Annotated in this window: 13 protein-coding genes; 3 read left to right on the top strand and 10 right to left on the bottom strand. The window is 60.6% G+C overall.

What is annotated here, in order from left to right:
• Position 1: 1 nt before the first annotated feature.
• From N7I30_RS15420 to N7I30_RS15405, 4 genes are all read right to left on the bottom strand, one after another.
• Complete coding sequence (locus N7I30_RS15420) at positions 2-904, bottom strand: MBL fold metallo-hydrolase (protein ID WP_491391664.1); 903 nt, start codon at positions 902-904, stop codon at positions 2-4.
• A 337-nt stretch (positions 905-1,241) separates the two neighbouring features.
• The gene (locus N7I30_RS15415) at positions 1,242-2,456 is read right to left on the bottom strand and encodes a site-specific integrase (RefSeq protein ID WP_188076623.1); all 1,215 of its coding nucleotides are present in this window, start codon (positions 2,454-2,456) and stop codon (positions 1,242-1,244) included.
• A gap of 166 nt (positions 2,457-2,622) precedes the next feature.
• Positions 2,623-3,183, bottom strand: coding sequence for a hypothetical protein (locus N7I30_RS15410; RefSeq protein WP_188076622.1), 561 nt, complete (start codon positions 3,181-3,183; stop codon positions 2,623-2,625).
• Positions 3,180-3,521 carry a hypothetical protein gene (locus N7I30_RS15405; RefSeq protein ID WP_498640021.1) on the bottom strand — a complete coding sequence of 114 codons (342 nt, stop codon included), beginning with the start codon at positions 3,519-3,521 and terminating at the stop codon, positions 3,180-3,182. The genes N7I30_RS15410 and N7I30_RS15405 overlap by 4 nt, the downstream gene beginning before the upstream one ends.
• A 306-nt stretch (positions 3,522-3,827) precedes the next feature.
• Here N7I30_RS15405 and N7I30_RS15400 point away from each other — a divergent pair, with 306 nt between their 5' ends.
• Positions 3,828-4,460, top strand: coding sequence for a hypothetical protein (locus N7I30_RS15400; protein ID WP_188076620.1), 633 nt, complete (start codon positions 3,828-3,830; stop codon positions 4,458-4,460).
• On the opposite strand, the gene N7I30_RS15395 is transcribed toward N7I30_RS15400, so the two are convergent.
• On the bottom strand, positions 4,409-4,645 hold the full coding sequence (locus tag N7I30_RS15395) for a hypothetical protein (RefSeq protein ID WP_188076619.1): 237 nt from the start codon (positions 4,643-4,645) through the stop codon (positions 4,409-4,411). The two genes, N7I30_RS15400 and N7I30_RS15395, sit on opposite strands and share 52 nt — an antisense overlap.
• Before the next feature lie 70 nt (positions 4,646-4,715).
• Here N7I30_RS15395 and N7I30_RS15390 point away from each other — a divergent pair, with 70 nt between their 5' ends.
• The gene (locus N7I30_RS15390) at positions 4,716-5,123 is read left to right on the top strand and encodes a hypothetical protein (protein ID WP_498640018.1); all 408 of its coding nucleotides are present in this window, start codon (positions 4,716-4,718) and stop codon (positions 5,121-5,123) included.
• A gap of 44 nt (positions 5,124-5,167) precedes the next feature.
• On the opposite strand, the gene N7I30_RS15385 is transcribed toward N7I30_RS15390, so the two are convergent.
• On the bottom strand, positions 5,168-5,350 hold the full coding sequence (locus N7I30_RS15385) for a hypothetical protein (RefSeq protein ID WP_188076618.1): 183 nt from the start codon (positions 5,348-5,350) through the stop codon (positions 5,168-5,170).
• A gap of 698 nt (positions 5,351-6,048) precedes the next feature.
• Between N7I30_RS15385 and N7I30_RS15380 the strand changes: the two genes are divergently transcribed.
• Positions 6,049-6,462 (top strand): helix-turn-helix transcriptional regulator, encoded by a 414-nt coding sequence (locus N7I30_RS15380; RefSeq protein WP_187389407.1) that lies wholly within the window; start codon positions 6,049-6,051, stop codon positions 6,460-6,462.
• A 136-nt stretch (positions 6,463-6,598) separates the two neighbouring features.
• Here the strand turns inward: N7I30_RS15380 and N7I30_RS15375 are convergent, their stop codons facing one another.
• The 4 genes from N7I30_RS15375 to N7I30_RS15360 form a co-directional block, all read right to left on the bottom strand.
• Entirely contained in the window at positions 6,599-6,961 is a 363-nt protein-coding gene (locus N7I30_RS15375) for a hypothetical protein (RefSeq protein WP_498640015.1), read from the bottom strand.
• 490 nt (positions 6,962-7,451) lie between these two features.
• Positions 7,452-12,680, bottom strand: coding sequence for an FtsK/SpoIIIE domain-containing protein (locus N7I30_RS15370; protein WP_498640014.1), 5,229 nt, complete (start codon positions 12,678-12,680; stop codon positions 7,452-7,454).
• On the bottom strand, positions 12,677-14,233 hold the full coding sequence (locus tag N7I30_RS15365) for a hypothetical protein (RefSeq protein ID WP_498640012.1): 1,557 nt from the start codon (positions 14,231-14,233) through the stop codon (positions 12,677-12,679). The genes N7I30_RS15370 and N7I30_RS15365 overlap by 4 nt, the downstream gene beginning before the upstream one ends.
• Positions 14,226-16,010, bottom strand: coding sequence for a hypothetical protein (locus N7I30_RS15360; protein ID WP_498640010.1), 1,785 nt, complete (start codon positions 16,008-16,010; stop codon positions 14,226-14,228). The genes N7I30_RS15365 and N7I30_RS15360 overlap by 8 nt, the downstream gene beginning before the upstream one ends.
• Positions 16,011-16,045 lie beyond the last annotated feature (35 nt).

Below are 16,045 nucleotides of genomic sequence, written 5' to 3'. Positions count from 1 at the left end.
CTCAGGCTTCCGGCACGAAGCGATAGGCGGCGCCGTCCGCCTCGACGCGGCCCAGCCCGCCCTGCGGCAGGTGGAAGCCGACGAAGCGCAGCCTGTCGGCCGCCAGGCGGTCGAGCAGACGGCGGCGGGTCTCAGCGCCCATCTCGGGGTCCTGGTCGGCGCCCCATGGCAGATCCGGCCGCGCGAAGGAGACCGGATCGTTGGAGATGGCGTCACCGACCACCATCGCCGGCGCATCGAGGCCGTGCAGCACGAAGGCGCAATGGCCCGGCGTGTGCCCGAAGGCCGCCATGGCCTCGACGCCCGTCACCGGCTCGGAGCCGGCATCGAACAGCGTCGTCCTCTCTTCGATGGCATCGAAGCGGCTGCGCGCCCCGACGACGAAGTTCTGTCGCTCTTCCGGCAGTCCGGTCAGCGCCGCCTCGGAGCGCCAGAAATCCCATTCGGTGCGGCAGACATGAAAGGCCGCCTCGGGAAAGGCGATCTCGTCGAAATCGTCGAGGACACCCCAGATGTGATCGGGATGGGCGTGGGTGAAGATGACGTCGGTGATCGCGCCGGGGTCGATTCCCGCCGCGTCGAGACTGTCCGACAGGCGGCCGGCGCTCGGCATGAAGTTCGGGCCGGAACCGGCATCGAACAGCACCAGACGTTCGCCGCTGCGGTAAAGGGTCAGATTGCAGGGCGGCGTAAGCACCGTCCCCTCGCCCGTCGCCGGAAGACCGAGCTGCCGCCGATCCTCGTCCGGCAGGCCGGACAGGAGAAACGACGCTGGCAGTTCCAGATGGCCATCGCTGAGCGTCGCCAGCGGATCGGCCGGCGATGCCGCGCGGACTTTGCCCCCAGTTGCGATCGCGCCGGCCAGCGCGGCCCCGCCAACCATCAGATTGCGTCGCGTGATCATGGCGTCCTCCCGTCAAACCCGTTGACCGCATTCATACATGCGCTTTTCGCGATGTATAGGCGTCGAGAGACGGCCGAGCCCGCGTGCCTGACCCCAGCCATCGCGGGGTAAAGGCGCGGAAAGTCTGCGCCAGCAGCTTCCGCGCACACCGCTAAACAGCGACTGATGTCTGACAGATTGATCGGGAAATCGTGTTCTCGACGAAGATTGATACCATCTTCGGAGAAATGCTGGTCGGAGTGGCAGGATTCGAACCTGCGACCCCCTCGTCCCGAACGACACTCACCGGCCCGCTTTTCCCGCATTTCCGGGCCTCTTAGTGACCTGAACACCCCCTTCAGCCCCCTTCCTGACCCTCAAAACGTCGGGAAACTGTCGGGGAACCGTGACGTGCCTGCTGGAAGGCATCGCCGGCGGCTTTGTGGCTGTCAGGGTGATGGTGACCATAGACCCGCTCGACCATCTCGCGGGTCATCGACAGATAGGCAGCCACGTCATTGACCGAGACCCGGTCCCTCAACATCCAGGTCGCGCAGGTATGGCGCATTGTGTGAGCGACGAAGGGGTGGACGGGACCGAAGACCGCCACCAGTGCGTTCGACATGGCCTTGCGTGGATTTACGGGACGCCCCCTGTACTCGACGAGGAACCGAGCGGGAGCCCCCATGACGTAGTTGCCTTTGGCGTCGAGACGGTAGCATCCGCGCCGCCAGCGCTTCATGTGGGCCAGGAGACGGCCGGGAATGCGCACGGCCCCAGCCCGTTTTTTCGTCGCCTTCTCGGCCGCTGGCTTGCGGTAGTAAACTCCCTCGTCGAGATCGACATGGGGCCGCGCTTCGTCAAAGTCGAAGCTGGCCTGGTAGATGCGGGCCGATCGGGACCCCGTGTAAACCCCTGTCAGGATGTAGGGCACCAGATGGCGCAAATGCCTCTTCTGGGTCGGTACACCCTTCTGAATCTCGCGGGCCGTCCAGCAGTACCAGAGAAGTTTCGCGACCTCGGCCCGGCTCAACCAATCGACCCGCGCCTCTTCCTTCTCGGGCAGAGTGATCGCCACGTATTCGCGCAGGAAGCCGCGCCGCGTGTGCAGCCGGATCGCCGCCTTGAGGTCCTGGAGTTCACGCCTGGCGGCGGATTGTGATCCGCGTGCCTCGGCATATTCCTCGCAAGTGACATCGCGAATGTCGGCAGCGGTCATCGTGCCCCAGAATTTGAGGAGCTTGCGAATGCGTGCCGCTAGTTCGGTGGGGTTGGCGACGGCCTTCGGGCCGTCGCCTTTGCGCTCCCAGTAAAGGCGCAGCGCGTCAGCGATCATGACCTCGCTCGCTGACGCGCCTTTCTCGGGCTTTAGTTTCGCGTGCTGTTCGCCGAGGTAGATCCGGAGCGCTTCCTGGGCGCCGGCAACGTCATCAGCGCCGCAGCCAGTGCTGCGTTTCGTCGATCCGTCGCGGATGACCCAGACAGCGGCCTGGTGCAGCTTTCCGTCCCGGTACCGGGCCTTCTCCAACTCGATTCGGGCGGGCTTACGTTGACGAGGCATCGACGCCTCCATTCCACGATGCCTTCCCGCGTGACGTAATAGCTGCGGCCATGTTTCTCTGCCGGTAGGAGGCCGGCTTGGATAGCCGATCTCAATTGACGGGGGGTGAACGCGCCCCCTAGCTCCGGGAGACGTGCAGCTTGCGGGAGGGGGATAGGCGCTTGTGCAGACGTCTGCATCATGCGGCCCTCGTAACCAAGGCCGCGGCATGCGACGTGCAATAGACCTTCCCAGCCGTCGGGCAGCCGCACACGTACAGAGCGGCGCCACATCCCCTGACCGGCCAACGGCAGCCGGTCTTGTTGTCGGCGAGACAGACCCCGCCTCGGGTCCCGAACAGGGTAGTCCAGACGTCGACGACTCGGCCTTCGCCCCCGATTTCCCGCTTGGTTTTGCGGTACGCCGCGGCTTCCTCGCGCTCTGCTTCGCAGGCGGCGTCCCGGACCTTGGCCTTGCGGCGCTTCTCGGCGAAGCGGCGACGGGCCCCTCCCCGACGGCGTTCGATTGCCAGGCGGCGCGCCCTCTCCTCCTCCGTGTCCCGCGGCTTGCGCAGTGGGGTCGAGGGGCGGATAACCCGGATACCAAGGCGGTCCCAGAGGCCGATGACAGCGTTGCGGGTCAGCCCAGGGGCCAGCGACTGGAGCCGTTCGGCGATCCGCGAAGCGGAATGCGTAGGGTGCAGTTCACGGACCTTCACGATCTGTTCGGGGGTCCCAGGAGCGGCGTGAGGACGGCTCACGCGCGACCTCCTTCCATCTCCTGCAACAGTGCGGCGTAACTGTCCCGCGACGGCCGGTCCGGGTGAAAGGAGGCAAGCCAGCCCGCCGTGCGATCGACGTCGGCTTCGCTCCGCATAGGAGCAAGGTAGCTGTCGCTGGCGATGTGGCCGCCGGCAATCCCACCGTCGGCGAGAAGGTGCAGCTCGCAGTCGTACAGCGTGTCAGACGCGTACATCATCAGACGCGACGTCGCTTCGATCAAGGCCGTGTCGGCACCTTTCATCTCGACATGCACAACGTGCCGCTCGTCTGGTGAACCGAGGTCAATGACCCCGATAATCAACTGAAACATCTTCATTCCCCTTTTTGTCCGGACTCTCGGTCCGCCACATGCCGACTGCTCCCACAGCAGCCGATCACCTTTAAAGTAAATGTCGCTCGGCCTTCTGTCCAGTCTCGTTTCGATTGGTTTGAGACATCGGTAGTCCGCGGCACTCTTCGTGCATCCTTGTCAGTTATTTCAGGGGGTTCGCTCGCTTGTGAGACTGGCACTGCGTTTGCCTGCCCCCTTTCCAGATCCTTTACCGTCCCATTCAAATTTTATTTTTCTTTACGGACTTTCAGCCTCCACCGCTAGTGTACGCCGTGCTGGCCGGAGAGCTGCATGCTGATGGAGACTGCCATGTTGAAAGCCCTGCAATCCCTTTTGAAACGGACGGCCTCGGCGATACGCCGTGCCGCTCAGCGTGTCGCCCTCGTCATCGACGGCGTCGTTGTCGGCTGGCGCCCAGCCGTCGCCGCCGACACGTTTGACGAACCCGACTATACGGCATTCAACGACAACGACGCGGTCTCGCGGGAATCCCGGCACCTCGCCGCGACGTTCCGCAACTGCCATGAGGGCCACACCTTCGTCCGCGCCTGCCGGGCACGCCTCGACGGCGGCACCCCGGCGTTCGGCGACCTCCTGACCGAGCATGACAAGGCGTGGATCATGGGGGCTGACTTCCCCGATCTCCTGCGCGTCGCCGAGGCGGACCCGATGGCCGTCTACAATTGGGCGCAGGGTTCGGAAGAGGCCATGCCGGGTCTCGAGCGCCCGAGCCGCCGCGCTGTCCGCCTGGCTGAGGCCGGGAACGTCGAGAACGAACGGCACGACATTCAAGCGATCATGCGCCGTGTGATGCGGAGGATGGCGGCGATGGGCCATGACGATCCAGACCCGGACGAGGTCGAGCGCCTGGCCTATGAAGAGATCGCCACCATGCGCAAGAGGCGCTTGGCTGCGGCGAGCTGACGCTTGGCTTCGGCGAGGGCGCGCTCGGCGGCGATCCGTCGGGCGCGTTCGCGGACATAGACGTCGTGGAGATCGATTTCGACGCGGCGCTGGCGATAGCGTTCGATGCCCACGTCAACAGCTGAACTGAAAGCCATCACGCCGATAGCGGCGCCTGCATGGGCAAAAGCGACGGGATTAGCCATCAGAGGTCTCCGTACCTGAATGCGGCCGTTGCCGCGGGGAGGAGAGACCAGACCATAGAGGTGTTAAGAAATGATGAACAGCGCGCCAACATCGACTGCCCTGACTTCTTCTAGAGATCGTAAAAGAGCGCGGGCCCTAGCCAAGCGGCGCTATACCAAGGACTGGCGTAAACAGCGCGAAGGCGCGGCTAAGCCCGAGGCCCGGGTTGTGGACCGGACGATCCTGGGGGCGATCGGCCGCACGATGCTGAAGCAGGACGGTCACCTCGTCGTCCCCATGGAAGACGCCCTCGAGCTGGCGATCGCGACGATGGTGGCGCAGGGATACCGCCGGAGGGAGGTGGTCGGCATGGTCCGTCGCCGGATGGCTTGGTTGCAAGGTCGGCATGCATTGGTATGCACACAAGCTGGTCTGAAAGTGCCCGACTGCCCTGTTAGTCTGACACACGCCGTACCTCATCATGTGTCTACGGCGTAGACATGAAAAAGCGGCCGAAGCCCCCCATGTGCAGTCGCGTGCAGTCAGAGCGACGTCACTTCGAACAGGTCGACGGCCACGACCTTGATGGGGTAGTTCTGGCCCGGGCGCAGGATCGACAACGACGACATGGGCAAGGCCGCCTCGGTCATGTGCCCCAGAATGTGCTGCTCGATCTGCCCGCGGTCGAAATCCGCCAAGCCCTTGGCCTGCGCCGCCTTCTCCATCTTCCGGAACCGCTCGCCAAACCGATCTTTCGGGGCCGCCTCGTCGATTACGCGAGCCCACGACCCTACCGGGCCCTTGGTTCCGTGCCCGTACCGCAGACGGCCGGCGGGTGATGTGCCACTCGCCGTGACCGCTAGTCTTGCGGTCCGACAGGCTCGTGTAGACTGACGTAATAGGCCGATCGGCCTGGACCGCGAGCTGGCGGGGCGAAAAGACCGTGGCCGACGCCGACTGAGCGGCCATGGTCGCCGCTTTAGCGCTGTTATCTTTCTCGCCGTAGCGGCGTACGATCGGCGCAACCGTCGCCTGGACCTGGCGCCCTCTGGCGTAAAGGCGAGGCAGCCCCCGTCCATCGCCGCCAGACCATCTTGCTGGATGAAGTGGAACGCCTGGGTGGCGCTTACCTGGGACGTTTTGTCCTCGGTGGCGAGGTGGGTGATAATCTTTCACAGAGAAACGGGACCTGCGGAGAGGTGACGAGAAGGTCCTTTTGGCCGCATTGATAAGGTACTTGCGGAGCACGTGCAGTTCCTTCGTTGCCGGGTGCGTCTCCAAGTACCATTCGTAACTACTTTTTGTCTTACGGCTCGGCGACTGATCCGTCAAGGGTCACTTTCCAAGTAATCGTACATGGTATAGGCAGACGGGTAAGGCCGCGGACGTTAGCGGCCATGGACAGTCCCGAAGGAGCCTCCCCATGCACCCTCAGATGGTCAACGCTTTGGTCTACCTGACCCGCGACGTCCTCGATCTCTACGAGACCCGCCGGGAGACCCATGCGTCCATCCCCCGTGACGAGCTGATCTCGATCTGCGTCAAGGACGTTCTGGGGCGGTCCGAATTCGACAAGCGGTCAATCCTGGAATCGGAGCCAGGGATGACCGTGCCCAAGGCCGCCACCCTCGTTGCCCTTGCCAATTTGGGCGGTCGCGGCATGCTGGGCGAAATCGTCAGCAAACTGGGAATTCCCAAGCAAACCGCGTATGCGAGGGTGGGCGAGCTGGAACGCCGCGGCTATGTCACGCGGGTCGAGAAGCAGCGCGGCCTTTACGAGCTGACTCCGAAGGGCAAGGTCACGGCCCAAGCGCTGAGCCGCGACAACGACGGCTGATACTGAGGGACAGGAATTGGACGAAGCGCGACGGTGTGCGAGTGCTCCTAAGATTTTCTCCGGAATCGTTGATTTGATCGATAAACCATAGACATACAGAATTAAACCATACCCATGCGTCGACTAATGCATACATTTATTTAAGCGGCATAGTAAGATCTGCATCGGATGTCCTGACGGGATCAGGGATTTTATCCAGATTATACTTTGGCGGGATGGACAATGGCGCTATAGGAGTGTGGGCATAGGAGGGAGGCGCCCTGAGTGCGTCTATGCTGTCTAGTAGCCGACGCTCTTCCAGATCCAAGACGAGGTTTATAGCTTTTGGATAGACGTAAAGAGGCAGGAATTCGCTTGGGTCAGCGCCAAGTTTTCCTTCAGAAGCCAGTCTGATAACCCTGTAGTGAGCCCTGGCTCTTGCAAGATATGGAGCCAGGGAGATGTCCGCTGCTCCACCATGTCTTTCGGTAAGACCGTCGAGCTTCTCGGCCTTCTCCACGATTGAGTCCAGAAGAAATCGACGGCCCTCATCCAGGATTCTACCCAATGCCGATCGAATAAATTCCGCAGCAGCACGAAGTTCTGGTCTGTTCTTGATCTAAGATCCCTGCTGAATATCCTGATTTCCTCTGATATCTGCTTGTTCGGATTGTAAAACTTCTCGATTCTTTGCTGGATATTATTTAGTTCGCTCTCATTTGCCTTCTGCCAAACGCTTCTGTCAGACAACTCGCGTGACGTAGCGAGCGTTCTGCTACTGAGAAAATAGCTAGATGCGACTGCTGCTAGAGATATAATTGCAGCGGCGGCTGCGAAAAATCTCTCGGCTCCCAAATGGTCAGATCGGGCATTCTCTCTCCTGTTATTCAGAATTGGCCAATCGAGGATCACGGTGAAGACGTTCGCTCTCTCCCCTGATCGTATTTGGCTTCGGCCCGGCAGATATCGCATGCGCAGCTAGTGGCTGCCGCCTACACAGACGGCGAGAGTCACGCCAACATTCTGTCTGGGAATTGGCCACTGCGCTCAGCGATGTAACGAACGTATTCTTCAACGTAATCCGAGCTGATCAAAGGCACCTGCGCGAAGCAGACGTCGTACTCCCCGTCAAGCTTCGCAAGCAGATGACCGCGTCCAAGAAGCCGTTCCGCCCCTTTCTCGCCAAGAGATATTTCGGATGTCCCTTCAGAATCGACCTTCAGGATCAGACGATTGCCCAGATTGGCCCTGAGCTGAGGGATCATCACGTTCGCGTCCGGCCGTTGAGCAGCGAAGACCAGATGAATTCCTGCAGCCCGGGCCTTGACCCCGAGACGCGAAACGATCGATCCGACACCCTGTTTGTATTCCGGCGTCAGCATCCACTCGGCGAATTCGTCGTGAACGACCCATATCACCGGAAGTCGGTCCTTCACGGCGACCTTGGCGTTATAGGAGGGCAAATCCGAGACCCGGTTCTCCTTGAACAGGGCGTATCGCTCATCCATCGTTTTCACGAGTTCGGTCAGGCGTTCGATCGAGCGCTCCTGATCATCGATGATCCCTCCCTGCAGATGGGGAAGCCCTTCGAAGGCGAAGTAGTCGACGCCGCCCTTGGGGTCGATCAGCACGATCTGCGCCTGCTCGGGGGTGTTCGTCGCTCCGATAGCCAGCAGAATGTTGCGCATCAGGACCGACTTGCCGCTGCCAGTGCTGCCGGCGATGAGGGTATGCGGGGCGTGCCGGAATCCGGGAGACAGAAACAGCGGTGAACCGTCCTTCTCGTGAATGCCGATCAGCAGTTCATGATTGGCCGTGTCTCGCGGCTGCGGCTTCCAGACTTCCCAGAGTCGGTCCACATTGATGTTCTTTCTCTCCTTCCGCTCGATTGCGATCGTTATCGCACCGGGTTCCGGCCGTATCGAGAGGACGTTCAGGGAGTGGGTCGTTAAAAGCTCAGAGCGTTTCTTCGCGATCTGGTCGACCGTGAGATTGGCGCTGCCCTGGAATTTGATGAGAGCGCTGTTTGGCGTCAGCCTCCTGTCGATGACCTTGGCCTGAAGATGGAATTGCTGAAGCGCACTCCGCGCCATCAACGACGTGTTGGAGAGCCATTCGAGATCCGCTTCGGACTCCTCGATAATTGTGAAGTCGGAGTCGAAGGAGGGCTTTTCCGTCATCGCGGCCGGCTTGAATCTCATGGCTGGACTATCCTCCGAAAGCGATGCATGTGCTGGGACGCAGTCCGTTTCCTTATCCGCGGAATCCTCGGCCGGATCGCCCTCGCTTTCCCCTGTCCCGTTCGACATCGCGAGCGTCGGCATGACGACCGTTGTTCGCTTCCAGGTCGGCGATCGGTGCAAATGATCGAACCCGAGCGTATCGACGAAACCGCGGGAATCCTTGCCTTCCCGGTAGTCTAGGAGAAGGCGTCTTAGAGCTGAGCGGCCGTAGATTTCCTGGAATGCGTTCGGGGCGCCACCGATCTGATAGGCATCGGTGACGTCCGAATTGTCCAGTGCCGTCGGCACGAAGACATGCGAATATCCCTCGACCTCGATCTCGCAAAGCCCCTCCCGCATTGCGCGGCGCCACTGCGCCATATCGAAATCATGTGAAGCGGGCACCCTGATTCCATCGAGCATCAGGTCGGCTAGTCGCGAGAGCCAGGATTCGCGATCGAGCCGCGCCGGCTCGGCGAAGAGCGCTTCATTGAAACGGCCAAGCGTATCGCGCAACTGTTTCTCCGACTCCTTCTTCTTGGCGGCGAGGCTTTCGATCTCGACGTACTTTGCCTCGCTGACGACGATGGATATGCGCATTTCCCCGTTTTCGCCGATGTGTGGATTGATCGCGAGGAGGTCTGCGAGCTGCTCCTCGCGTTGGCCCATCCAGGCCGCGTAGTCGTCCAGAAAGTACCAGCCAGCCAGGCCTGATCTGCCAAGGCGGTCGCGAACGAGCGAGCGGCTCAGGACCACGCCAATCAGTTCGCTCGCGCTTCGCCCGCTCTTCGCTGCCCTGAGCACAATATCCCCGGACACATCGTTCGCATCGCCAATGAGGCGGTCGGCCAGTTCGGCAAGTTCGGCCCCGGTCAGCCCCAGGCCGAGGCCGCTGAGGCGTTGAAGGATCATGGACTTCAGCAAGCCAAGCGGCGCGGACGACGAGATGATGAGGTTTCGCCCCTGCGTCGCGGTCTTCTTGTACCGGATGACCCGGACCTTCTGGTTGATGAGTTGCCGCCGATCGAGAAGCTCGTCGAAGTTGACCACCCAGTTGCCCAGATTATGGGTTTCGGAGAATATCTCGGCTGTCTGCTGGTCGGTGAAGCTCAATTGACGTGCCGGCAACATGCGGCGGGTGTCGTCTCGATCCGCGTCTCCGAGAAAGACCGAAGCGACAGCACTCAGATAGGCCCAGCCGACCGGGCTCTGAACGGGGCAGCAGAGATAGACGGCCGACTTCAGGTCGTCGGCGGCCGCAGGACGCCGCCTGGACCAGCGCGACGGAAGCAAGGTGCTGAAATCTGCCGGGTCGGCGTTGACCGCGAACCATTCGAGTCGAGCATGCCGGGATATCACGTCCTGGGAGAAGACGATGTCATAAGGACAACCGTCCTTGGGATCAGGGGTCGGGGTCTGGTCCGCGATCACCGAGATACGGAGGCGCGCCATGAAATCACGGGTCGCTTCGCTTGGATTGTAGGCGTCCGCGCCCATGTCAGCGTCGAGGATCGACGTGTAGACGTCGCGCAGGCGTTCGCCGTCGACGTGACGAAGCAGAACCTGACAACGAAAGTCCTCATCGTCGCTCTGCATCTTGCCGACACGTTCGATGACGGCCTGAGGCAATCGAGCCGAATCGCAGTTGAACAGAACGACCGAGGTGTTCGCCCGCTCATGCGGATTGAGGTTGAGATATCTCTGGACCAAGTCCTCGACGCACGCGCTTCCCTCGGTAGGGTTGTCGTTCGTCACCTCGTTGTTGTCGTTCGAGGCAACAGGCGCCTCGTGAAGGCTGTAGTCCTGGACGACATCGTCCACTACCAGGAGCTGCGGGGTCACGTCGAACCAGGCGGCGAGCACTTCCGGGTAGAGCGGGTGCCCGAGATCATGAGCCAGGTCCTTGAAGAAGAGGCGGGTATCGCCGATCAGGACCTCTTTCGCGGCCAATAGCTTGTCGACCAGGTTCACGACGATGCGGGTCTTACGCCACATGGCCCCGAGTTTCAGGGGGTGCCATGGCAGGCACACTGCTGCAGGTGCGCCACCATCAACTGGTGCGACGCCGATCTGGAGCACTGGCTTGAGAAGCAGTGCTCTATTCTTGTCCCCCCGGGCAACGCCGACGATGGTCTTGAGAAGGTCCTCGTAGGCAGCCAACTGTTCCAGGATGGTTTCGTCTCCTGCGCCACGGGACGCGAAGCCACGAAGAACGCCGGCGTAACTGCTCTCGAAGTGATTGAACGCCCTTTCAAGCCTTTCCGCATCGGCTTCTGTGAGATAGTCCTCGGCCTGACATGTACGGAGGTTCGAGCGCCAGGCTTCCGCCAGATCCAAGTTCTTCTTGTAGGCCGGAGCGAACGATCCGCGATCCCGGTCATAGGCCGGGGTGAAGGTGGAGACGTCCGAGAGGTCAATTGTTTTCCCCTTGGTCTTGGCCAAGGAAAGCTCACGCACGGACCGGCATTCCAGGAACGGGTGCTTCGAAACCCTCTCCCAGTCATCCACCAGCTGGGAGGTCACGGCTTTTGGATTGAAGACCCAGACGACCTGGACCGAGCAGGTTTCCGTAGCGCTGGGCGTCTTCCCTCGCTCCAGTTCCAAAAGGAATTTGAGCTGATATGCGGCCTTCGCGGTCGAACGATTCCGCTTCGTATCACCCTTCCACTCTTCGACCAGCGTCGAATACTCGAACAGTTTTCCGACGTCCCATTCGACAAGTGGACCGAAAAGGGTGCGGAATCCGGCGTATCGGTGCGCAAAGAACAGGCCGGCATCGAGATTCAGATCCTTCAGTTCCCGCTTGGTCGCACGGTCGCACCTGACGCGGATTTTGGCGGGTCCCGATGCGGTGGAGCGATCGAGCAATGCCTTCAGCCCTTCGGCAAACCCTGCCAGGAAGTCTGAATTCTCGATCGGTCGTCCATGAACGAGTTTGTCCCAGGCAGACTTGAGTTTGCGGTCGTGCCTCAGCTCCTGGCGATGCTTCTCATAGAATGTGACCTCTGCCTCGGAAGGCTCACTCAGCTTGCGTAAGGCGAGTGACCGCAGATAAGCCGGCTCCTCAGAATCGAGAAGGTCGGGGTCACCATCGTCATAAAAGGCCAGCGTCGCTTCGCCCAGGTTGAACTTTTCCCGCGCAAGGCCTTCGAACAGAGGCTTGACGAATTCCCATTCGCATTCCGCCAGTGCTGCTGCCTCTTGGTTCCATCCGCTCGGCGCCACGATGAACGCCTCGACCACCGGCCGATCGGCATCGAGAAAATCCTCCTTGACGCGTTCGTAAGCAGAGAGAAGGTCCTCCTCACTGAGCAGCAACTGCTGGGCGTTCTGCTTCAGTAGGTATCCCTCGCGCTTTCGAAGGGTCTGAAACTGGCGACGCCAGGCGGATGCCTGCCCTCGCTTGTTCTCCTTGACGGCATCGAAGGCGTTCAGATCTCGGGGGAGCCGAAGAACCGGCAACGCCTGGCCGAGAGCCGGCATGATGCCGACGGCTTCGGTGGAGACAATCTCACGAGTGCGGAGAACGTATGCCGCGAACCGATCAAGGGACCTGAAACGCAGATCTCGCAGACCGGTCAGGCATTTTTCCCACCAGAGCAGAGCTTCGTCCGATATGATTAGCCCGCTCGATGCCGTCCTGACCCAAAGAGCCAGGTCCTCCTGTAATTCGGCGCTGCCAACCCGAGCGATCTCGTTGAATGAGGCCATCTCATCGTATCCGACCTCAGCCAGCAGGAACGCGGCCTTGCTGCACTCGGCATTCCGGAAGAACGTCGCCGGTTGGTCGGTCAAGACGAAGTCGGGGAGACCGAAATCCCCGAACGTCCCGACTGGAAGGCGCAGATCGATATTGGCAGCCAGATAGGGATCTGCCAGTACCGCCCGGGCAGCCGCAACGCTTTGATCTGGGGTGAGATTCAGCGCGAAACGACCGGTGCCGTCCGAACCGTCCTGCCCGAGCGCATTCTTGAGAAATTCAACGACGACTGCGCCGATCAGTTCGGAAGGGGTCATGCTACCTTGTCTCTGCGAAGAGGGTTTTCTACGTAGGCGCAGGCGTCTGAAAGCCGTCGCAGCATGCCGAGGGTCTTGAGTCTTCCCTCGAGCCGTGCCGAATTGGCTTCAAATGCACGCTGGTCGTATTCTTCCGGATCCAGGACAGGTCTCGCCTCCCGATCGCCGAAGACAAGTCCGTACTTTCGGTGAAGCAAGGCGAGGAACTCGCCGTATTCCATTCGGACAGGCACGTTGGCCAGAATCAGAGCCTTGAGCAGCTCATCAGTCGGAGCATAGCGCAGCCGGTTCGTCCCTCGTCTGGAAACAAGACCACAGCCTCCCCCGAAACTGCGATGAACGAGAGCGGCATGCCGTCGGTGACGATCGGAGGCTCGGCGACGAAGCGTCTTCAAGAGCATCGCCGGATCGGCCGCTCCGTCATAGTCATCAGCGTCCTCGGGCCAGGAGACCTCGCGGCGCAGTATCTCCCGACACGTCTCGAAACCCGCCGCCTCGACTTCGGCCCTCTTCCACTCGTCGGTCTCCGCGAGATCGCCGATAAATGTCTCCACGGCGGCAAGCGTCAGACGGTCATTGTTGATGTAGCTGGTGACGGAAAGCTCTCTGACGAGAGTTTTCCTCGGTGCCACGATCTCGCAGACGAAGAAGGGATCGCTCTTCCCGATCACCGAGCTGGCGACCTTCAATTGGTAGAGAGCCAGGTGAAGAGACGACAGCGTGATGAGATGGGGATACGCGTCGTATCGGGGAAGATCCAATTTCAGGATCGATAACCAGTCTTCCCCCAGCATGTCGAACGACGGATGGTGCTCGAACGGCAGATAACTCTCCTTTCCGCGTACGCTCCGCGGTTCAGAACTGCCTTTGGGCTGCATCATCGCGACCAGCCGTTCACAAGGATCGGGTCGTTCGAGCATCCGCTGGAGGTGGCCGATCAGGTCCGGCGCGGCTGATGACCTGGCCAACATCCGGTAAAGGATTTCCCCGGTCCGTCCGAAGTAGATGTATTCGCGGCTAGCGGACCCCTTCTTGATATTGAGGTCCTCATAAATTGCGCTCGAACCGAACGGGAAGACGAACCGGGAACTCCAGCGTTTCGTATTTCCTGGGTTAATCGTGGAACCCTGGATCATGGAGACTAGCGACGCGAATTTCCGAAAAGAACCGAAACGCCTCTGCAGATACTCGAAACCCTCTTGGTCGACGCCTTGGGCGTCGGCCTCCATCCGGGAGATCCATTCGGCCCACGCATGCGCATCACTCGGAATGCGACGGGCGATCTCATGGATGGATTCGTCGTTGTAAAGGATGTTCCTCAGATGAAGGCGCTGAGCAGGCCGGTAGTTCAGGCCTTCAGAAAGCGTCCTTTCCTCCAAGAGGTGTCCATCGGCATGGTGACCTTCGGCCACTGAAAGGAATTCCAGAAAGACAAGCCAAGGGCTCTGATCATTCCAGAGCCGATGCCCCCATATCTGTTCGTCGACCCAGAGGTGATCGTGCTGAGCACCCGGGTTCGCAACCGGAGGCGTATGGGTCAGAGCTTCAGACAAGAGTCACCTCGATGACGTCGTCGATGGCATTGCCATCCCGGTCCAGTGCGATCAGCCGAAATGACATGCTGTCGTCGTCCGGATCGACTTCGTCCGCTACGTTCGAGGCCGCGGCGAGAAGGGTCGTCTTGAACGACATGATGTCCTCATAGCATTCGCGAGAGAAATTCCCTGGCAGCGCTCCGTCGCCGACACGACGCAGGAATTCGTAGCGTGTCAGGTTGAGGCCCAGCGCACGCTTGATCCCGTTTGGAAGCGTCACCTCGATCACGGGCAGTCCCTGATCAAGGACGACCTCGATGCGCTCCATGCGGCCCCTTGATGAGACCAATATGCGATCTTCCAGCAGCCGGCTGACCCTCGCATTCGAATTCGAGAGGCTCGTCGCGAGGAGCAGTTCCCGTTCGGATGCCACGAGAAGCCCCGTGAACACCCGGTTCAATCCCTTTACTAGGAGCTGGACCTCATCCTTCCGGACACGCTCTGCCCGCTCCAGTGGGCCGACGATCTCGGAAAGGTATTCTCCAGCACTCGTAAAGACCGTGAGGCTCCATAGGCTCAGCTCGTCGACCCACTCGTCTGGGATGGTGAAAAACAAGGCGCGACGCTGCGTGACGAGCATATCGAGGAAGACGTGCCGTTCGCCGTTCGTGGTCGCCTCCGGATATTCGACATACTCCTTCTGGGCCGCCTGGTATCTGTCCGTGAAACCGTAGAGGGAGTCGCTCCCGATCAGCCGCTCGAAATAGGGGCGCAGATGATCATCTTCGGCGCCGAATATCAGGATATTGTCAATTCTGTTCGTAGTCTCATGGCCGATGCCGTACCGGTTCAGAAACTCGAAAATCTCGAGGGAATCCCGCTTGGACGCGGTCAGGTTCTGCCCGAAAATATTGTTGTAGAGGCTACCCAGGTAGCTCGTCTTTTGCTCCACGATCCCGCGGATGTCCGAAGGAAGAAGGAGGCGGTCCTTGGCAGCTGGATGCCCGAAGATCGCGTTGGACAGCAGCATCATCACAGCACGGATCGGGGTATGCAGGTTGTTGAAGTCGCATAGCCGAAACAGCGTCTTCAGCCGTGCGGCGATCAGCGGATCCTTCAACAGCTCGTAGTTCCGCCTGATTGGACAGGAGGGACCAAAAAAGCCGTCGATTTCTTGCTCCTCATAGCACCACGACCAGGCTTCGTGCCCCAGGAACGCCTCTAGGGAGAGCGCGAAGACACGACTGCTGGAGATGTCGCTCAGATTGAAGAACTCGAGATAGGCGGCTTCCTCGGGATCACGGTCCCGCATCAGACGCGCCTCAAGGATAGCCAGTGCCCTTCCACCGATCCCTTGCGCATCCAGTCTGCGCCAGTTCTCGACGATCTGCCCATCGTTCGCGGCGATAAGAAAAATGTCGGAGCCCGGCTCGAACATCGCATGGCTGATGCGCTGGAGCAGTTCGGCCTTGCCGCCGTATCGTTCGTCGCTGTCACGAAGCGCGGTCAGGTCCCGGATGACATGAAGCGTTCCGGATCCGTGTCGTTCATCCAGCGGGATGCGACGGTAGATTTCGTCTGTTGCCCAATCTTCCTCCGTGCCCCCCATGAAGATCCAGGCATGACCGCAGAGGTGACTCTTGCCGTCTCCCGCGGTGCCCGTGAGGATGACGACCCGACCTACCTGCTCGCGAGGCGACAGGGCTTCGATCAGATCTGAATGGAGCGGGTGTTCGAAGTGGAGTGGAACGACCCCAGCGTATTTTGCAGAGCGCCGGATGTGCTCGTCGAACATGTTGTCGTTTTTCGGAATCGGTCCGTACTTACGGA

Origin of the sequence: Aurantimonas litoralis, assembly GCF_026153195.1 — a bacterium.
GTDB lineage: Bacteria > Pseudomonadota > Alphaproteobacteria > Rhizobiales > Rhizobiaceae > Aurantimonas > Aurantimonas coralicida.
The sequence above is the reverse complement of the archived record's forward strand: the minus strand, read 5'-3'. Positions and strand labels throughout refer to the sequence as shown.